Consider the following 18,916-nt stretch of genomic DNA (forward strand, 5'->3'; position numbering starts at 1 on the left):
GCCTGTCGATGCCCTGTGGACAACGCCGAAAGCGGGTCCTAGCCCTTCCAGAGGGCGAGCATCATCGCCTCCACCGCGATCCGCGGCTTGACGTTCGCCTCGATCGCCGCCCGGCACTCCAGCACGGCCTCCAGCCGGCGCAGCGCCCCCTCGGCGTCCCACTTCTGCGCGCCGGCCTCGGCCACCGCCGCGGTGTCGGTGTGCACCGGGGCGACCGGCGCCCGCAGCGCCATGGTCAGCGCGTCCCGGTAGAAGCCGGCGAGGTCGACCAGCGCCCGGTCGAGCGCGTCGCGCTGGGCCCGGGTGGCCCGCGACTTCTGCCGTTTCTCCAGATCCTTGAGCTGGCCAGCGGCGCCCCGGATGGCACCGGCCGCGCCGCGGCCGGTGCCGCCCGCGCCGAGCGCCGTCTGCAACGCGGCCCGCTCGGCCTCGTCGATCTCGGCGACCGACGCCGCGGCCTCCGCCTCGGCCGCCTCGATCAGCGCGGACGCCGCATCGAACGCCGCGCCCACCCCGGTCAGCCGGCGCGGCACGGCGAGCACCGCGTCGCGGCGCTGCCGGGCCTCCGGGTCGCGGGCCAGCCGCCGGGCCCGGCCCACGTGCCCCTGCGCGGCCGCCGCGGCCCAGCCGGCCACGTCGGGCGCGATGCCGTCCCGGCGTGCCAGCACCTCGGCCACCGCGCCGGCCGGCGGCTGCCGCAGCGGCACGAGCCGGCAGCGCGACCGGATGGTCACCGAGATGTCGTCCGGGTGGGTGGACGGGGCGCAGAGCAGGAAGACGGTACGCGGCGGCGGCTCCTCGATCGCCTTGAGCAGCGCGTTGCCGGCCGCCTCGGTGAGCCGGTCGGCGTCCTCGATGATGACGATCTGCCACCGCCCGCCGGAGGGCGTGCTGGCTGCCCGGAGCACCAGGGCCCGCATCTCGTTGACGCCGATGGAGAGCCCCTCGGGTACCACCAGCCGGACGTCGGCGTGGGTGCCGGTCATCGTGGTGTGGCAGCCGGGGCACTCGCCGCAGCCGGTGCCGTGCACGCACTGCAGCGCGGCGGCGAAGGCGCGCGCGGCGACCGACCGGCCGGAGCCGGGCGGCCCGGTGAAGATCCAGGCGTGGGTCATCCCGGCGCCGGGGTCGGCGGTGGCGACCTCCGCCGGACCGGCGGGCGCGGCGGCGGCCACCGGGCGACTCGCCGTCCCGGCGGAGGCGCGCAGCACGGCGGCGGCCGAGTCGGCGGCGCGACGCAGCGTCGTCACCGCCTCCTCCTGCCCGACCAGGTCGGCGAAGACGTCCGCCATCAGTTGGGGCGCTCCGTGGGCACCAGCTCCGCGTCGGATAACTCCGGCTGGACCGTGGTGTCCGGGCCCTGGGCCGGGCGGGGGTGCACGATGCTGGCCGGGTCGACCAGGAACTCGTCCACCCGGCGGGCCACCGCCTCGGCGATCTCCTCGGCCGGGCGGGAGGCGTCGAGCACCAGGTAGCGCTTGGGGTCGCCGGCGGCCAGGTCGAGGAAGGCGTACCGGACGCGCTCGTGGAACGCGACCGACTCGGCCTCCAGCCGGTCGGCGCCCTCGGTGCGGGACTCGATCCGGGACAGCCCGGTGCGCGGGTCGACGTCGAGGAGCACCACCAGGTCGGGCTTGAGCCCACCGGTGGCCCACGAGGAGAGCCAGGAGACCTCCTGCACCGGCAGCGTACGACCGGCTCCCTGGTAGGCCAGGGACGAGTCGACGTACCGGTCGCTGATCACCACCGCGCCCCGGACCAGCGCGGGCCGGACCACGGTGGCGACGTGGTGCGCCCGGTCCGCCGCGTACAGCAGCGCCTCGGCACGCGGCGACGGCGCCTCGGCACCGGCGTTCTCCAGCACCAGCGAGCGGATCCGCTCGCCGACCGGGGTGGCGCCCGGCTCGCGGGTGACCACGACGTCCCGGCCCTGCTCGCGCAGCCGCTCGGCGAGCGCGGTGAGCTGGGTGGACTTGCCGGCGCCCTCACCGCCCTCGAAGACGACGAAGAGGCCGCTGGATAAGAAGGGCTCGGCCGGCATCAGCGGCCGGCCCCGGATCGAGCCCCAGAGGTCGGCCAGGACCGGGACGCCCTTCTTGTCGTCCATCTGACCGAAGGCGCTGATCCCGGCGAAGATGCCGGCGGCACCCGCGACGAGCAGCAGCACGCGGGTCGACGAGACCGAGATGCCCAGGTCGGCGATGGTGAGCTTGCGCGAGCTGCCGACGCCGACCAGAAGGCTGCTCAGCGCGATGGCCAGGATCAGCACCAGCCGGGTGCCGATCTGGACCACCGCGAAGACCCGCCCGCGTACCTCGTCGGCGACCTCGCCGCCGAGCAGGGTGGTGCCGGCCAGGAAGGCCATGCCGGCGCCCGCGCCGACCAGGATCGCGCCGAGCATCGCCATGGAGAGGTGGATGGCGAAGGCGAGCACCAGCACCGAGGCACTGGCCAGCACGATGCTCATGCCGAACCAGCGGCGCCGGGACATGTCCCGGACGATCAGCGGGCCGGCCCCGATGCCGATCGCCAGGCCGATGAAGATCGCGCCGAAGAGCAGGAAGAACGCGGCGTCACCGGCGCCGAGCGAGGCGGCGAAGAACTTGGCCGTGCCGACCACGATGCCGCCGCCGGCGAACGCGCCGAAGATGCCGAGCACCAGGCCCCGGACCAGCGGGGTCTGGCCGATGTACTTCCAGCCCTCGGTGAACTGGCGCATCATGCTCTGCTCGGTGCGCTCCCGTTCGTCGGCGTGGGTCTGGCTGATCTCCTTGATCCCGACCGCCACCACGATCGCGGTGGCCAGCCGGGAGAACGCGTTGAACCAGAGCGCGAGCTGCGCGGGCTCGGCCCAGGACGGGATCTCGCCGCCGGTGACGCCGCGGATGCTGCGGTCGAGCACGGCCAGCCCGACGGCGGCGGCGATCGGGGTGATGCCGTACGTGGTGATGAGGGTGAGCTGGTTGGCGGTCTCCAGCCGGGCGCGCGGGATCAGATTGGGGACCGCGGCCTCCTTGGCCGGGATCCACATCAGGGTGATCGTCTCGATCAGGAAGGTCGCGATCGCCGCCCAGGTGACCACCAGGCCGCCGCTGGTCCCGGTGAGCGCGACCAGCGGGATGGAGGCGAACAGCACGAAGCGCAGGACGTCGCAGATCACCATCGTCCAGCGCCGGTCGAACCGGTCGGCGAAGACGCCGGCCACCGGGCCGAGCAGCAGCGCCGGCAGCAGCCGGATCGCGATCAGCGTGCCGAAGGCGGCACCCTTGGCGGTGTCGCCGGAGACCTGGGCGGCGGCGAAGACGGAGGTGGCGAGCAGGCCGAGCCAGTCGCCGAAGGAGGCCGCGCCGAGCACGATCCAGAGCCGGCGGAACGGCCGGATGCGCAGCACCGAGCGGATGGCTGCGGCTTCGGACCGGTCGGCCTGCGCCCCCGGCGACGATACGCCGGACGACTCGCCGTTCTTCTGGCTTTCGATGGCCGTACCTCCACGTGCCGGCCCAGAGTTGGGCATCTCCGGTGGAACACTTTAGTCCCGGCGAGCAGCGTCCCCCTGCGCGACATTCGCCTGCTCGCCGAGCCTAGGCCGCCGGTACCACCGCCCGCAGGCCGGACAGACGCGAGGGTATTTCGCATTGACGCCCAGACAGTTAGCGTACAGACGTGGCCACCGACCGTGACAAACTTCGCGATCGTCTCGAACGGGCGACCGCGCACCTCGACCCGCCGTACGCCGTGGTCGATCTCTCCGCCTTCGACGGCAACGCGAACGCGCTGGTCGACCGGGCCGCCGGCAAGCCGGTCCGGGTCGCCAGCAAATCGGTACGGGTACGCGAGCTGCTGACCCGGGCGCTGGACCGGCCCGGGTGGCACGGCGTGATGGCGTTCACCCTGCCCGAGGCGATCTGGCTGGCCCGCACCGGCGTCAGCGACGACGTGCTGGTGGCGTACCCCACCGCCGACCGGGGAGCGCTCGCCGAACTGGCCGCCGACCCGGTGCTCGCCGCGGCGGTGACCCTGATGGTCGACGACACCGCCCAACTCGACCTGGTCGACGAGGTGTGCCCGCCGGGGCGCCGGCCGCCGCTGCGGCTCTGCGTCGACCTGGATGCGTCCTGGCGACCGCTGGGGGGTCGGGTTCACGTGGGCGTGCGCCGCTCCCCGGTGCACAGCGCCCGGGCCGCCGGCGCGTTCGCCGCCACCGTCGCCGGCCGGCCGGGCTTCCGGCTGGTCGGGCTGATGTCGTACGAGGCGCAGATCGCCGGCCTCGGCGACGCCCCGCCCGGGCAGGCGCTGCTCGGCACGGCGATCCGGGCCGCCCAGCGGGGGTCGTACCGGGAACTGCTGGCCCGGCGCGCGGCGGCGGTCGCCGCGGTACGCGAACACGCCGACCTGGAGTTCGTCAACGGTGGCGGCACCGGCAGCGTCGCCGCGACCAGCGCCGATCCCGCGGTCACCGAGGTGACCGCGGGATCCGGCCTGTACGGGCCGACGCTCTTCGACGCGTACCGGGCCTGGCGCCCGACCCCGGCGGCCTTCTTCGCCTGCGCGGTGGTCCGCCGCCCGGGACCCGGGCTGGCCACCGTGCTCGGTGGCGGCTGGATCGCCTCGGGCCCGGCCGCGGACAGCCGGCTCCCCCGGCCGTGGCTGCCGGCGGGCCTGAAGCTGCTCGGGGCGGAGGGCGCGGGCGAGGTGCAGACCCCGCTCGCGGGCGCGGCGGCGGACACCCTGCGGGTCGGCGACCGGGTCTGGTTCCGGCACGCCAAGGCCGGCGAGCTGTGCGAACACGTCAACGAGGTGCACCTGGTCGACGGCGACGTGGTGGTCGCGACTGTGCCCACCTACCGGGGCGAGGGGCACGCGTTCCTCTAGCGGAGGAAACGGTGACGGCGGGCCCCGGCGCACCTCGGGAACCCGCCGTTCGCGTCCGGCCCGGTCGCACCCCGGGCGGCCCACCTTTCCGCCGCCGGCACCGGGCCGGCGCCGCCCTGCTCAGCTCGGCTGGACGACCTCGGTCCGGGCGTCGACCTGGCGATGCAGGTACTCCCGGATCAGCGCCTTCGACTCGACCAGCACCTGATCGTCGCCCTCGGGCTTACGGCGGAACGCCAGCTTGATCAGCGCGTCGGACGACTCCACCGCGATCTCCAGGTGGAACCGGAGGTCGGGCACGCCGGCCAGTCCGAAACGCTCGGTGAGCACCCGGGCCAACTGGTCGGCGATCACGCCGTTGTTGTCCCGCTGCTCATCGAGCAGGTGCAGGTCGACCACGTCGCCGAAGTGCAGGGTACGGAAGCCGGGAACGGTGCGGTGCATCGTGATGTACTCGTCGATCGCCGCGTCGACGCCGTCCCACCAGTAGGTCAGGTCGTCGGAGGCGAACCGCTCGTCGAGCCGCTGGAGGTAGGACTCCATCGTGCGCAGGGTCAACGCCTGCACGATCGCCCGCTTGTCCGGAAAGAACTGGTAGACCGACCCGATCGCCACCTCGGCACGCTCGGCGAGCAGGGTCGTGGTCAAACCTTCGTACCCCACCTCGTCGACGAGCTCGGCACAGGCGTCCAGCATCCGCTGGACCCGCGCGACACTTCGACCCTGCACCGGTACGCGGCGCAGCGGCCCGGTCGTGGCGGCTGGTGTGGACACTCGGCGCCACCCCCCTTCGACGGATGAACATATCTGCACGTCACCAGGCGGTGACTACCGATACAACGAGCGTGCCCCGTTTGCGGTATTTACCGGGAACCAGGTTCCTGATATGAAGTCAGTTCATATTCATCTCGAGGAGCCTGAATGGCGAGCACGCCCGCCGCCTGGTCCAACTGGGCCGGCAACCAGCGCAGCACCGCTGCCCTCGTGGTGCGCCCCCGGACCGTCGACGACGTCGCCGAGGCGATTCGCGCCGCCGCCGACGCCGGGCGGACGATCCGGGCGGTCGGCAGTGGACACTCGTTCACCGGAGCGGCCCTGACCGACGGGCACCGGATCGACCTGACCGACCTCGACACCGGGGTCACCGTCGACCCGGCCCGCCGGCTGGTCACCGTGCCGGCCGGGATGACCCTGCACGCCCTCAACGAACTGCTCGCCACGCACGGCCTGGCACTACCCAACCTGGGCGACATCGACGCGCAGACCGTCGCCGGGGCGCTCTCCACCGGCACCCACGGCACCGGCGCGAAGCTCGGCTGCCTCTCCACCTTCGTGGTCGGGCTGACCCTGGTCACCGGCACCGGCGAGGTGCTGCGCTGCTCCGCTGACGAGCACCGGGACGTCTTCGCCGCCGCCCGGGTCGGGCTCGGCGCGGTCGGCGTGCTGGTCGAGCTCACCCTGCGCTGCGTCGACGCCTTCGTGCTCCGGGCGCACGAACGCCCGGCAGCACTCGCCGCGGTGCTCGCCGAACTGCCGGAGCTGGTCGCCGGGCACGACCACGTCGAGTTCTACTGGTTCCCGTACACCGACCGGGTGCAGGTCAAGACCAACGACCGGGTGCCCGCCGACGACCGGCCGCTGCCCCGCTGGCGCGGCCGGCTGGACGACGACTTCCTGGCCAACACCGTCTTCGCGGGCGCCTGCCGGCTCGGCCGGGCCGTCCCGGCACTCGTCCCCGGGATCAGCGCCGTCTCCGCCCGGGCGCTCACCGAACGTACGTACACCGGTCGCTCCGACCGGGTGTTCTGCACCCCGCGCCGGGTCCGCTTCGTCGAGATGGAGTACGGCCTCCCACGCGCCGCCCTGCCGACGGCCCTGGAGGAACTGCGGCGGATCGTGGACAGCCTGCCGTTCAAGGTGCAGTTCCCGGTCGAGGTGCGGTTCACCGCCGCCGACGACATCTGGCTCTCCCACGGGTACGGGCGCGACTCGGCGTACCTCGCCATCCACCAGTACGTCGGCGCGCCCTTCGCGCCGTACTTCCGGGCGTTCGAGGAGGTGGCGACAGAGCTGGGCGGCCGGCCGCACTGGGGCAAGCTGCACTACCGCGACGCGGCGTCCCTCGCCCCGGCGTACCCGAAGTTCGCCGACTTCCTGGCGGTCCGCGACCGCCTCGACCCGCACCGCCGCTTCGCCAACGCCTACCTCGACCGGGTGCTCGGCGGCGCGCCCTCCGGGGCGACCGCCTGACCGGTGGCCCCGAGCGCCCCGACGTACCCCATCACCCGGTCGTAAGCGGCGCGGTAACCGCCGGCGGCGGTGGACGAGGTGCCGGGCCGGGCGAGCGCCGCCGTCAGGTCGACCAGCCGCAGGTCCGGGGCGAGGTCGGTCCAGGTCGGCAGCGCCTCCATCCGGGTCACCGTCCAGTGCCCGGGGCTCACCTCGGTGAAGGTGGCCCGGGCCATCACCCCCTCGCGGTTGTCCGCGACCGGCTCCTCGTGCCGGGCCAGCTCGTTGCCCATGCCGAAGACCACCCACTTGTCCCCGAAGCGCTGGAACGGCTGCACCGCGTGCGCGTGGTGCCCGAGGATCAGGTCCACGTCGGGCGAGGAGATCAGCTGCCGCGCCCAGTCCTGCTGGTCGGCGTCGGGCAGATGCTGGTACTCCGTACCCCAGTGCAGGCTGAGCACGACGATGTCGGCGCCGGCGGCCCGCGCCCGGTGCGCTGCGGCCAGGATCTCGGGCGGGTCGATGAGGTTGGCCAGCCACTCCCGGCCGGGCGGGCGGGTCAACCCGTTGAAGTTCAGGCTGTACGCCAGGTGCGCGACCCGGATCCCACCGGCCTGGTAGATCCGCGGCGTGGCCGCCTCGGCGGCGCTGCGGGCGCTGCCGGTGTGCCCGAGGCCCGCCGCGTCGAGCGCCCGCAGCGTCCGGTCCACCCCGTCCGGCCCTTGATCGAGTGTGTGGTTCGAGGCGGTCGAGCAGCCGTCGAACCCCGCCCACCGCACCCCGTCGAGCACCTGCGGAGGCACGTTGAACGACGGGTACCCGGCGAACGGACCCGCCGGGTCGGCCAGCGGTGTCTCCAGATGGCAGAGCGCGAGGTCCGCGCCGCGGACGGCCGGCGCCACCCCGGCGAACATCGGGGCGAAGTCCAGCCCGCCCGGCCGGCCGGCCCGCGCCGCGTCCCGGCGTGCCTGCTCGGTGACCTCCGGGTGGACCAGCACGTCACCGGCGGCCACCAGACGCAGAACCCGCGGGTGCGCGGCACCACGCGTCGGCGTGACGCCGGTCGCCGTCGGATCGGCCGGGCCCGTCGTCCACGAGCCGACCACGGCGAACACCAGCAGCACGAAGGCCACCCCGATGCCGAGGAGCAGCCGACGCGGCACGGCGCGTACGGACATGCCCCCAGGTTAGGGAGGCGATTCCCGGCCGACGGCCGGACAAGCACAGTTAGCCCGTTCGGGCCCCCGACGTCACTCGGCCGTGCTGGGGGCCTTCCTCGGGGCCGCCTTCTTCGCCGGCGCCTTCTTCGCGGTGGTCGCCTTCGCCGTCGTCGTCTTCTTGGCGGCGGTGGACTTGGCAGCGGCGGTCTTCTTGGCCGGGGCCGCCTTCTTCGCCGCCGCCTTCTTCTTCGGCGCCGGACCCTTCGCCCGCTTCTCGGCGAGCATCTCGGAGGCCTCCTCCAGGGTCAGCGCCTCCGGGGTCTGCCCGCGCCGCAGCGATGCGTTGGTCTCGCCGTCGGTCACGTACGGCCCGAACCGACCGTCCTTGATCACCAGCGGCTTCTCGGTGGCCGGGTCCGCGCCCATCTCCCGCAGCGGCGGCGCGGCGGCGCGGCGCTGGCGGGTCTTCGGGGCGGCCAGCAGCGCGAGCGCCTCGTCCAGCGAGACGGTGAACATCTTGTCTTCCGAGTCCAGCGAGCGGAACTCGTCACCGCGCTTGACGTACGGGCCGTAGCGGCCGTTGTTGGCGAAGACCTCGTTGCCCTCGGCGTCGGTGCCGATCAGGCGGGGCAGGCTGAGCAGCTTCAGCGCCTCGTCGAAGGTGAGCGTGTCCGGCGACTGCGAGCGCAGCAGCGAGGACTTCCGCTCGCCGCTGGCCACGTACGGGCCGAACCGGCCGGACTTGAGCACGATCGGCTCGCCCGTCGCCGGGTCGTCGCCGAGCTTGCGCTCGCCCCCACCGCCGAGGAACAGCTCGTGCACCTTCTCCGGGGTCAGCTCGTCCGGGGCCAGCCCCTCGGGGATCGGCGCGCGGTCGCCCGGGGCACCGCCCTCTTCGCCCTCGGCCTTCGGGGCCGGCTGCTCGCCGGGCACCGCCCGCTGGAGGTACGGCCCGTACCGGCCGACCCGCACGACGACCTCGCGCCCGTCGGAGTCGGTGAACAGCGGGATCGAGTTGACGCTGCGCGCGTCGATCTCGCTGAGGTTCTCGGTGACCAGCTTCTTCAGGCCCCCGGCATGGGCGATCGCCTGGTCGCCGGTGCCGTTGGTGCTGCCGAAGTAGAAAGAGGTGAGGAAGTCGACCGCGGCGTGGTCACCGCCGGCGATCTCGTCCAGCTCGTTCTCCATGCTGGCGGTGAAGTCGTAGTCGATCAGGCGCGGGTAGTGCCGCTCCATCAGCCCGATCACCGCGAACGCCAGGAACGACGGGATCATCGCCTGACCACGCTTGAAGACGTACCCGCGGTCCTGGATGGTCTGCATGATCGACGCGTACGTCGACGGGCGGCCGATGCCCAGCTCCTCCAGCGCCTTGACCAGCGACGCCTCCGTGTAGCGGGCGGGCGGCTGGGTGTGGTGGCCCTGCGCGGCCAGCTCCTCGGCGGTCAGCGGCTGGTCCTTGACCAGGGTGGGCAGCCGCCGCTCGGCGTCCTCCGCCTCGGCGTTCTCGTCGTCGCTCGACTCGACGTACGCGCGCAGGAAGCCCGGATCGGTGATGGTCTTGCCGGTCGCGCCGAAGTCGGCCTCCTCCTGCGCAGCGGAGACGGCCCGGATGCGCACCGAGACGCTCGAGCCGACCGCGTCGGTCATCTGCGAGGCGATGGTGCGCCGCCAGATCAGCTCGTAGAGCTTGAACTCCTCGGCGGACAACTCCTTGGCCACCTCGCCCGGGGTGCGGAAGTTGTCCCCCGCCGGGCGGATCGCCTCGTGCGCCTCCTGCGCGTTCTTCACCTTGCCGGTGTAGCGACGCGGCTCCGGCGGCACGCTGCGGTCACCGTACAGCTCGACGATCTGCCGGCGGGCCGCCGCGATGGCGGTCTCCGACAGGTTCACCGAGTCGGTACGCATATAGGTGATGTAGCCGCTCTCGTACAGCCGCTGCGCGGTGCGCATCGTCTGCTGCGACGAGAAGCGCAGCTTGCGGGCCGCCTCCTGCTGGAGCGTGGAGGTGATGAACGGCGCGTACGGCCGGCGGCGGTAGGGCTTCTCCTCGACCCGGGTGACCGTGAACGGGCGCCCCTCCAGGCGGGCGGCGAGCCCGCGCGCCCCGCTCTCGTCGAGGTGCACCACGCCGGCGCCGGCCCGGACCCGGCCGGTGGTCGGCTCGAAGTCCTTGCCGGTGGCGATCCGGTCGCCGTTCAGCGCGATCAGGGTGGCGTTGAAGTTGCGCGGCCCCTCGCCCGCGTTGGCCACCGCCAGGGTGGCCAGGATGTCCCAGTACTCGGCGGTGCGGAAGGCCATCCGCTGCCGCTCGCGCTCGACCACGATCCGGGTCGCCACGGACTGCACCCGGCCCGCCGAGAGCTTCGGCATGACCTTCTTCCACAGCACCGGGGAGACCTCGTAGCCGTAGAGCCGGTCGAGGATGCGCCGGGCCTCCTGCGCGTCGACCAGGTCCCGGTCGATGTCACGCGGGTTGGCCACCGCGGCCTGGATGGCCGGCTTGGTGATCTCGTGGAAGACCATCCGCTTGACCGGCACCTTGGGCTTGAGCGTCTCGAGCAGGTGCCAGGCGATCGCCTCGCCCTCGCGGTCCTCGTCGGTGGCGAGGAAGATCTCATCCACCTGCTTGGCCAGCGACTTCAGCTTGCTGATCTGCTTCTTGCGGTCCGCGGACACCACGTAGAGCGGGGCGAAGCCGTGATCCACGTCCACGCCGAGCCGCGCCCAGGGCTTGTCCTCATATCCCTCGGGCACCTCGGCGGCGTTGCGCGGGAGGTCACGGACATGGCCGAAGCTTGCCTCCACGACGTACCCCGGGCCGAGGTAGCCCGAGATCGTCTTGGCCTTCGCCGGTGACTCGACGATGACCAGACGGGTGGTTCCAGCGTTGCTCGGCACGTCTCTCTCCGACCTCACTCCTGCTTCTTGCCCGTTTCAGGCCGCATTGCACCCGCCGGACGCGGCGGTCCGGATGTCCAACGTAACGCGCCGTCCGCGTTCCGGGTTTCGTGGGCGGCAAACGATCAGTTCTGGCGACCACCGGCCCCGGCCCGCGCGGCGGCACCCGCCGAACGGCGCCACCGTACACCGCGGGTAGGGCGCCGAGCGGGTCACTGTGACGATCACTCACCCCACGGCGGACCGCCACCTGTCCGTTTTCCCGGGCAAACCACCGGCCGGCGGTGTCCAGGATCGGACAGCCGGCGAGGTTGCCTGCCGCCCGGGCAGCTGGTCAGGGCGGTGAGCCGGGCCACTCGGTGGTCGGGGCGGCGGCTGGGCGGTCGCCCACCAGCTCCGCCAGCCGGGCCAGCCGCCGCCGGCCCCCGATCCGGTACGCCGGCCCGCCCTCCGCCGGCTCCACGAACGCCCCCGGCAGGCCCACCGCGGCCAGCGCGGTCCGCACCGGCGGCCAGCAGTCCTCGTCGGCGCCGAGCCGGAGCAGGAAACCGGCCGGGTCGGCCGCCCCAGCGGCGGCGAGCCAGAGCCGCAGCCGCCGCCCGTTGAGGTGGAAGCCGGTCGGGGGACGCTTCGCCGCGCCGCGCAGCCAGGCCGTGGCGAGCGGGGCCAGCGTGGTCGCGTACGCGGTGCGGACCAGGTGCCGCCCGTCCTCGGTCGGCTCCCAGCTCGCCGGCACCCCCCGCGCGCCCAGCTCGGCGACGAGCACGTGCACCCGCCAGGCGGCGTCCACCACCATGGAGAGCCGGGCGGTACCGCCCATCCGGACCACCTCGCCCGGCCCGGCGAGCAGGCCGGCCAGGTCCGCGAGGGACGGGTCGGCCGCCTCGGTGGAGAACAGCGAGGGCTGGCGGACCGGTTCGGGGGAAGGATGCGTCAGCGACACTCCGGGACCTCGTCGAAGGCCTCTTTGAGCTCGGTCGAGTTGAGCCTGCTGGTGTCCAGCGAACTCGCGTCGTACTCCTTGTTGAGGGTGTCCACCGCGGCCCGCACCCCGTCGTAGAAGGCGCCGGCCCGGGTGGTGTCCAGCCGGTCGATGGTGTCCCGCGCCCGGCCGTACGCGTCCCGCATCTTGCTCAACGAGGCGCGGAACCCGGCGGAGATCTCCTCGCCGTGGTCGGTCTCCGGCACGCCGGCCTCCTCGACCTTGCGTCGGGCGGTCTCGCTGGCCTGCTCGGCCCCGGCGAAGAGCCGGACCAGATTCTCCTTGGCCTGCGCCGGGGTGGTCTGCGCGGTCATCTGCTGCTGGGTGCTGCTGGTCAGCTTGTTGATCTCGGCGCGCCACGGGGTGAGCGCCTGGCAGACCGACGCGGCCCACGCCCGGGGGCTGGGGCCGCCGCACCCGGCGACGACGAGGCTGAGCGTGGCCAGGACCACCGTGAGCTTTCCGGCGGTTGCCGCCCGGCGCGTACGCATGCGAAGCAGCGTACGGCCTCGCGGTGGAAGTGCCACCGGTCAGGTTTCGGGCACGAGACCGCCGAACGGCACGGTTCCCGGCCGGCGGAACGCCGACCGGGAACCGTCACCATCTCGTCGGACTCAGGCGTTGACCGGTTCGACCCGCTCCTCCGCGCTGCCCGCGCCGGTGCCGTCGCCGGAATCGGCCATCGCGACGCCCTTGCGCTTGCTGAACACCACGGCCGCCACGATGACCAGCGCGGCCACCAGGGCGATCGTGATCCGCAGGGCCGGGTTCCTGTCCTCGCCCACGCTCCAGGCCACCACGGCCGGCGCGATCAGCAGCGAGACCAGGTTCATCACCTTGATCAGCGGGTTGATCGCCGGGCCGGCGGTGTCCTTGAACGGGTCGCCGACGGTGTCGCCGATGACGGTCGCCGCGTGCGAGTCGGAGCCCTTGCCGCCGTACGCGCCGTCCTCCACCAGCTTCTTGCCGTTGTCCCAGGCGCCACCGGAGTTGGCCAGGAAGACCGCCATCAAGGTGCCCGCCCCGATCGCGCCGGCCAGGTACGAGGCCAGCGCCCCGGGGCCGAGGCCGAAGCCGACCGCGATCGGCGCCAGGATGGCCAGCAGGCCGGGGGTCATCAGCTCGCGCTGCGCGTCCCGGGTGCAGATGTCGACGACCTTGCCGTACTCGGGGCGCTGGGTGCGGTCCATGATGCCGGGCAGCTCGCGGAACTGCCGGCGGACCTCCATCACCACGGCGCCGGCCGAGCGGGAGACCGCGTTGATGGCCAGGCCGGAGAAGAGGAAGACCACCGCCGCGCCGACGATCAGGCCGACCAGGTTGCGCGGGTTGGCCACGTTGAGCGCGTTGAGGATCTCGGTGCCGACGTCCTTCACGCCCGCGTCCCCGTACGAGCTGCGCAGCGTGTCCGTGTACGAGCCGAACAGCGCGGTCGCGGCCAGGACCGCGGTGGCGATCGCGATGCCCTTGGTGATCGCCTTGGTGGTGTTGCCGACGGCGTCCAGCTCGGTCAGCGTCCGCGCGCCGTCCTCGTCGATGTCGCCGGACATCTCCGCCACGCCCTGGGCGTTGTCGGAGATCGGGCCGAAGGTGTCCATCGCGACGATGACGCCGACGGTGGTGAGCAGGCCGGTGCCGGCCAGCGCGACCGCGAACAGCGACAGCGTGATGGAGGTGCCGCCGAGCAGGAACGCGCCGAAGACACCGGCGCCGATCAGCAGGGCCGAGTAGACCGCGGACTCCAGGCCGACGCTGATGCCGGCGAGGATGACGGTGGCCGCGCCGGTCTGCGAGCTCTTGCCGATGTCCTGCACCGGACGCTTGTTGGTCTCGGTGAAGTAGCCGGTCAGCGCCTGGATCGCGGCGGCCAGCACGATGCCGATGATCACCGCGCCGATGGCCACCAGCCGCGGGTTCCGGTCGACGTCGGTGAGGCCGCCCTCCAGCTCGCTGAAGCTCGCCGGCAGGTACACGAACGCGGCGATCGCCACCAGCACCGCGGCGATCGCCGCGGAGAGGTAGAACGCTCGGTTGATCGCGGTCAGACCGTTGCGGTCGGAGGCGCGCAGCCGGGTGATGAAGACGCCGACGATCGCGACGAGCACCCCGATGGTGGAGATGATCAGCGGGAAGACCAGACCGGTCTCGCCGAACGCGGCGCGGCCCAGGATCAGCGCGGCAACCAGGGTGACCGCGTACGACTCGAACAGGTCGGCGGCCATGCCGGCGCAGTCGCCGACGTTGTCGCCCACGTTGTCCGCGATGGTGGCGGCGTTGCGCGGGTCGTCCTCCGGGATGCCCTGCTCGACCTTGCCGACCAGGTCGGCGCCGACGTCGGCGGCCTTGGTGAAGATGCCGCCGCCGACCCGCATGAACATGGCGAGCAGCGCGGCACCGAAGCCGAAGCCCTCCAGCACGGTCGGGGCGTCGCCCTTGAACAGGAGGACGACCAGCGCCGCACCGAACAGGCCGAGGCCGACGGTGAGGAAGCCGACCACGCCGCCGGTCCGGAAGGCGATCTTCATGGCGCCCTCGCGCCCGCCTTCGCGTTCCCGGGCGGCCGCGGCGACCCGCAGGTTGGCGCGGGTGGCGAGCCACATGCCGGCGCCACCGATGAACGCGCTGAATCCGGCGCCCACCACGAAGAAGGCCGACCGGCCGATCTTCACCAGGGTCTGGTTGCCGTCGGTGTCGTGCACCGGCAGCAGGAAGAGCAGCACGAAGGCGATGACCACGAAGATCGCCAGGGTGCGGAACTGCCGGAGCAGGTACGCCGTCGCGCCCTCCTGCACCGCCCCGGAGATCTCCTGCATGTTGGTGGTTCCCGTACCGGCTGCCAGTACCGCCTTGGTCAAGGTGGCGGCGAAGACGAGCGCCACCAGCGCGATGACCGCGGCGATGACGACGTACGTCACGTTGGCTCCGGTGAGGGACAGTGCGCCGCCGTCGGCGGCCAAGGTCCCGGACATCTATGTCCTCCTGTACCGAACAACTCGCGCCGGTCCGTAGAGATGCACGGGCCGACGCCTGGATGCGGACTCGCAAGCGCGCGCCAACCCACCCCGGCGGACCAGCGATGAACACCCGTTCCCGCTGGATACGGGACGGATCACTTGCTGACAACCCGGGTACTGTAGCCCTCCGACGTGTTGAGGGTCACACCGAGGGGCCGTCGTGTCTCGATGATCTTCGTCGCTGTGCTATGCGAAGAAATCTGATATATGGGGCGACCAACGCGACGAGGCCGCGCTCCTCTCGGGGAACGCGGCCTACGCGATGAACTGTCAGGTCAGCGGCGGACCGGCCACACCATCCGGACCTCGGTGCCGACGCCCTCCTCGACCGGGCGCACCTGGAGGTCCTCGACGAAGCCGGCGAGCAGGGCGAAGCCGACGCCGGTGGTCAGCGCGTCCTCGCTGAGCGACTCCTTGGCCAGCTCGTCCGGGGGCAGGGCGGCCAGACCGACGCCCGCCTCGATCGGAGCGCGATCCACCACCCGCACCGTGTACGCCCCGCTGTCGGACATCTCCATGTACACCGGGTCGGGCAGCCCGTACTGCCGGTGCAGGGCGACCGCCCGGGTGCACGCCTCGCCGATCGCCAGGCGCACCTCGTCGAGCAGGTCCTCGCGTACGCCGGCTCGCCGGGCCACCGCGACGCCGACCAGGCGCGCGGTGCGGACGTGCACCGGCGCCGGGGAAAAGGAGAGCTTGACGGTCGCCATCACGCGCCGGCGCCGGTCGGGTCGGCGCTGATCGCCGCATCGACCGTGGGGTGCAACGGGAACACCTGGTCCAGCGCGGTGATCCGGAAGATCTTGAGCAGCGGCTCCTTGTCGCAGACCAGGGCGAAGGTGCCACCGGCGGAGCGGAGCCGCTTGAGCGCGCCGACCAGCACGCCGAGGCCGGTCGAGTCGAGGAAGTCCACCCGGCCCAGGTCGACCACGACCCGGCGGGCACCACCGTCGATCAGTTCCAGGAGCCGTTCCCGCAAGCGTGGCGCGGTGTAGACGTCCACCTCACCGCCGACCTCGAGCACCGTGTGCTCCCCCACGGCACGGGTCGCCAGCGACAGCTCCATCGGTCCCTCCTCGGTAAGCTCTCCAGGCATCTAACCATCCCCGTGCGCGACCCTCTCGGGTCACCGTCGGAGGCTTCCCCATACCCACGCCCCCCGGTTCCCAATTCCGAACACCAGTGCGAGAGTGCAGGACGTGACCCACGACAGCTTCAGCTCGGCGCATCTATCGCCGCGCCACGACCTGAAGCCGTCGTCCCCAGCCACCGTATCGGCGAGCAGCGGCCCCGGCCGCCCGCCGGCCGAGCTGCTGCGCCGGCTGCGCCTTCGGCACGCCGCCGACCCGGTCACCCACGTCGAGCGGGTGCCGGCCCGCGCCGGGGAACCGGCGCCGTGGCCCGGCTGGGCGCCCGCGGAGCTGCGGGCGGCGTTCGCGCGACGCGGCGTGGTCGCCCCGTGGCGGCACCAGGCCGAGGCCGCCGAGCTGGCGTACGCGGGGAAGCATGTGGTGGTGGCCACCGGGACGGCGTCCGGCAAGTCGCTGGCGTACCAGGTGCCGGCACTGGCCACGCTGCTCGCCGACCCCCGTGCCACCGTGCTCTACCTGGCCCCGACCAAGGCGCTCGCCGCCGACCAGTTGCGCGCCGTCGCCGGCCTCGAGCTGGAGGGGGTACGCCCCGCCTGCTACGACGGCGACACCCCGCGCACCGAGCGGGAGTGGATCCGCCGGCACTCCCGGTTCGTGCTGACCAACCCGGACATGCTGCACCACGGCATCCTGCCCGGGCACACGCACTGGTCCGGGTTCCTGCGCCGGCTCGCGTACGTGGTCGTCGACGAGTGCCACACCTACCGGGGCGTGTTCGGCTCGCACGTGGCGCACGCGCTGCGCCGGCTGCGCCGGCAGTGCGCCCGCTACGGAAGTACCCCCGTCTTCGTGCTGGCCTCGGCGACCTCGGGTGACCCGGCGACGGCGGCCGGGCGGCTCACCGGCCTGCCGGTCGAGGCGGTCACCGAGGACACCTCGCCGCGCGGCGGGGTGACCTTCGCGCTGTGGGAGCCGCCGCTGCTGCCCTCTTCAGAGACCCCCTCTCCCGACGCCGATCTCCTCCAGGTTCGCCGGTCGGCGCTGCGGGAGACCGCCGACCTGCTCACCGACAGCGTCGTCGAGGGCGTACGCACCCTCGCCTTCGTCCGGTCCCGGCGCGGCGCCGAGGTGGTCGCCGCGAACGCTCGGCGGGCGCTGGACGAGGCGGTGCCCGGGCTGGGCGAACGGGTGGCCGCCTACCGGGCCGGCTACCTGCGCGAGGAGCGACGCGAGCTGGAACGCGCGCTGCTACACGGCGACCTGCTCGGGCTCGCCTCCACCAACGCGCTGGAACTCGGCGTCGACCTGGTCGGCCTGGACGCGGTGCTGATCTGCGGCTGGCCGGGCACCCGGGCGTCGCTGTGGCAGCAGGCCGGCCGGGCGGGCCGCTCCGGCGACGAGGCCCTCGCGGTGCTGGTGGCCCGGGACGACCCGCTCGACACCTACCTGGTGCACCACCCGGAGGCGCTGTTCGGGCGGCCCGTCGAGACGACCGTGCTCGACCCGGCCAACCCGTACGTGCTCGCCCCGCAGCTCGCCTGCGCCGCGTTCGAGGCCCCGCTCACCCCCGCCGACCTGGAACTCTTCGGCGAGGGCGCGAAGGAGGCGGTCGACTCGCTGGTCGAGGCCGGCGCCCTGCGGCAGCGGCCGACCGGGTGGTACTGGCGGCACCGGGAACGCCCCGAGGTCGACCTGCGCGGCGAGGGCGGGTCGCCGGTCTGCGTGGTGGAGGCGGCCACCGGGCGGCTGCTCGGCACAGTCGACGGGGGATCGTCGCACTTCATGCTCCACCCCGGCGCGGTCTACCTGCACCAGGGCGTCTCGTACGTGGTCGACTCGCTCGACCTGGCCGACGGGTGCGCGCTGGTGCACGCCGAGGAGCCGGACTGGTCCACCCACGCCCGGGACGTCACCTCGCTGTCCGTGGTGTCGGTCCGCTCGTACGTGGACGCCGGGCCGGTCGGGCTGTTCCTCGGCGAGGTGGACGTGACCAGCCAGGTCGTGTCGTACCAGCGACGCCGGATCGCCACCGGCGAGGTGATCGACACCCGGCCGCTGGACCTGCCGGCCCGGGAACTGCGTACCGTCGCGGTCTGGTTCACCGTCTCGCCGGAGTCGCTGGCCGTCGCCGGGGTCGAGGCGGCCGACGTCCCGGGGGCGCTGCACGCCGCCGAGCACGCCGGGATCGGCCTGCTACCGCTGATGGCGACCTGCGACCGCTGGGACATCGGCGGCCTGTCCACGGCGCTGCACCCGGACACCGAGGCGCCCACCGTCTTCGTCTACGACGGCCACCCCGGCGGAGCCGGCTTCGCCGAGCGGGCGTACGCGACCGCGGCGGCATGGCTGCGCGCCACTCGCGACGCGATCGCCGAGTGCGGCTGCGAGACCGGATGCCCCTCCTGCGTCCAGTCCCCGAAATGCGGCAACGGCAACAACCCGCTCTCCAAGCCGGACGCGGTCAAGGTCCTCGACGTGGTCCTCGCCAACCTCGCGGCGGCGGGTGACTCGCGCGGCCGGGGAGCGGCCGTGCCCCAGCAGGACGACCGGTCGGCGGCCGACCAAGCGGTCGCCTAGACGAGTAAGTCCGAAGTCATTCGGGGCTGCGGAGACGGGGGAAGGGTGTTGATGATCCGTTTGTGACGACAGACATCAACACCCTTCTGA

Annotated in this window: 13 protein-coding genes; 3 read left to right on the forward strand and 10 right to left on the reverse strand. The window is 73.0% G+C overall.

Annotation, left to right across the window (positions count from 1 at the left end; translation table 11 throughout):
- Window positions 1–38: 38 nt before the first annotated feature.
- The gene (locus ACFYOS_RS33250; RefSeq protein WP_387150279.1) at window positions 39–1,292 is read right to left on the reverse strand and encodes a DNA polymerase III subunit delta'; all 1,254 of its coding nucleotides are present in this window, start codon (window positions 1,290–1,292) and stop codon (window positions 39–41) included.
- Complete coding sequence (tmk, locus tag ACFYOS_RS33255; protein ID WP_387150281.1) at window positions 1,292–3,514, reverse strand: dTMP kinase; 2,223 nt, start codon at window positions 3,512–3,514, stop codon at window positions 1,292–1,294. Before tmk ends, ACFYOS_RS33250 begins: the two co-directional genes overlap by 1 nt.
- Before the next feature lie 149 nt (window positions 3,515–3,663).
- Between tmk and ACFYOS_RS33260 the strand changes: the two genes are divergently transcribed.
- Window positions 3,664–4,872 carry an amino acid deaminase/aldolase gene (locus tag ACFYOS_RS33260; RefSeq protein ID WP_387150285.1) on the forward strand — a complete coding sequence of 403 codons (1,209 nt, stop codon included), beginning with the start codon at window positions 3,664–3,666 and terminating at the stop codon, window positions 4,870–4,872.
- A gap of 120 nt (window positions 4,873–4,992) precedes the next feature.
- On the opposite strand, the gene ACFYOS_RS33265 is transcribed toward ACFYOS_RS33260, so the two are convergent.
- On the reverse strand, window positions 4,993–5,568 hold the full coding sequence (locus ACFYOS_RS33265; protein WP_387150303.1) for a TetR family transcriptional regulator: 576 nt from the start codon (window positions 5,566–5,568) through the stop codon (window positions 4,993–4,995).
- Window positions 5,569–5,793: 225 nt separating this feature from the next.
- On the opposite strand from ACFYOS_RS33265, the gene ACFYOS_RS33270 reads away from it, so the two are divergent.
- Window positions 5,794–7,122 carry a D-arabinono-1,4-lactone oxidase gene (locus tag ACFYOS_RS33270; protein ID WP_387150287.1) on the forward strand — a complete coding sequence of 443 codons (1,329 nt, stop codon included), beginning with the start codon at window positions 5,794–5,796 and terminating at the stop codon, window positions 7,120–7,122.
- Here the strand turns inward: ACFYOS_RS33270 and ACFYOS_RS33275 are convergent.
- The 7 genes from ACFYOS_RS33275 to ACFYOS_RS33305 all read right to left on the reverse strand — a co-directional run bounded on the left by ACFYOS_RS33275 (window position 7,074) and on the right by ACFYOS_RS33305 (window position 16,224).
- Window positions 7,074–8,279 (reverse strand): CapA family protein, encoded by a 1,206-nt coding sequence (locus ACFYOS_RS33275; RefSeq protein ID WP_387150290.1) that lies wholly within the window; start codon window positions 8,277–8,279, stop codon window positions 7,074–7,076. The two genes, ACFYOS_RS33270 and ACFYOS_RS33275, sit on opposite strands and share 49 nt — an antisense overlap.
- Window positions 8,280–8,351: 72 nt before the next feature.
- Window positions 8,352–11,162, reverse strand: coding sequence for a type I DNA topoisomerase (gene topA, locus ACFYOS_RS33280; protein WP_387150306.1), 2,811 nt, complete (start codon window positions 11,160–11,162; stop codon window positions 8,352–8,354).
- A 334-nt stretch (window positions 11,163–11,496) separates the two neighbouring features.
- Window positions 11,497–12,105, reverse strand: coding sequence for a hypothetical protein (locus ACFYOS_RS33285; RefSeq protein ID WP_387150293.1), 609 nt, complete (start codon window positions 12,103–12,105; stop codon window positions 11,497–11,499).
- The gene (locus ACFYOS_RS33290; protein WP_387150295.1) at window positions 12,096–12,635 is read right to left on the reverse strand and encodes a hypothetical protein; all 540 of its coding nucleotides are present in this window, start codon (window positions 12,633–12,635) and stop codon (window positions 12,096–12,098) included. The genes ACFYOS_RS33285 and ACFYOS_RS33290 overlap by 10 nt, the downstream gene beginning before the upstream one ends.
- 123 nt (window positions 12,636–12,758) lie before the next feature.
- On the reverse strand, window positions 12,759–15,113 hold the full coding sequence (locus ACFYOS_RS33295) for a sodium-translocating pyrophosphatase (protein WP_387150298.1): 2,355 nt from the start codon (window positions 15,111–15,113) through the stop codon (window positions 12,759–12,761).
- 320 nt (window positions 15,114–15,433) lie between these two features.
- Window positions 15,434–15,868, reverse strand: a complete 435-nt coding sequence (locus ACFYOS_RS33300; RefSeq protein WP_387150301.1) for an ATP-binding protein — start codon at window positions 15,866–15,868, stop codon at window positions 15,434–15,436.
- Complete coding sequence (locus ACFYOS_RS33305; protein ID WP_387150309.1) at window positions 15,868–16,224, reverse strand: STAS domain-containing protein; 357 nt, start codon at window positions 16,222–16,224, stop codon at window positions 15,868–15,870. Before ACFYOS_RS33305 ends, ACFYOS_RS33300 begins: the two co-directional genes overlap by 1 nt.
- Window positions 16,225–16,405: 181 nt before the next feature.
- On the opposite strand from ACFYOS_RS33305, the gene ACFYOS_RS33310 reads away from it, so the two are divergent.
- Window positions 16,406–18,826 (forward strand): DEAD/DEAH box helicase, encoded by a 2,421-nt coding sequence (locus tag ACFYOS_RS33310; protein ID WP_387150312.1) that lies wholly within the window; start codon window positions 16,406–16,408, stop codon window positions 18,824–18,826.
- Window positions 18,827–18,916: the final 90 nt, after the last annotated feature.

Origin of the sequence: Micromonospora sp. NPDC005806, from assembly GCF_042871425.1 — a bacterium.
GTDB lineage: Bacteria > Actinomycetota > Actinomycetes > Mycobacteriales > Micromonosporaceae > Micromonospora.

Excerpts from the sequence above, each read along its gene's own strand:
- ACFYOS_RS33295 (WP_387150298.1), bottom strand. The coding sequence starts at position 15,113 with ATGTCCGGGACCTTGGCCGCCGACGGCGGCGCACTGTCCCTCACCGGA.
- ACFYOS_RS33275 (WP_387150290.1), bottom strand. The coding sequence starts at position 8,279 with ATGTCCGTACGCGCCGTGCCGCGTCGGCTGCTCCTCGGCATCGGGGTG.
- tmk (WP_387150281.1), bottom strand. The coding sequence starts at position 3,514 with ATGCCCAACTCTGGGCCGGCACGTGGAGGTACGGCCATCGAAAGCCAG.
- ACFYOS_RS33270 (WP_387150287.1), top strand. The coding sequence starts at position 5,794 with ATGGCGAGCACGCCCGCCGCCTGGTCCAACTGGGCCGGCAACCAGCGC.
- ACFYOS_RS33300 (WP_387150301.1), bottom strand. The coding sequence starts at position 15,868 with ATGGCGACCGTCAAGCTCTCCTTTTCCCCGGCGCCGGTGCACGTCCGC.
- ACFYOS_RS33265 (WP_387150303.1), bottom strand. The coding sequence starts at position 5,568 with ATGCTGGACGCCTGTGCCGAGCTCGTCGACGAGGTGGGGTACGAAGGT.
- ACFYOS_RS33250 (WP_387150279.1), bottom strand. The coding sequence starts at position 1,292 with ATGGCGGACGTCTTCGCCGACCTGGTCGGGCAGGAGGAGGCGGTGACG.
- ACFYOS_RS33305 (WP_387150309.1), bottom strand. The coding sequence starts at position 16,224 with ATGGAGCTGTCGCTGGCGACCCGTGCCGTGGGGGAGCACACGGTGCTC.
- ACFYOS_RS33290 (WP_387150295.1), bottom strand. The coding sequence starts at position 12,635 with ATGCGTACGCGCCGGGCGGCAACCGCCGGAAAGCTCACGGTGGTCCTG.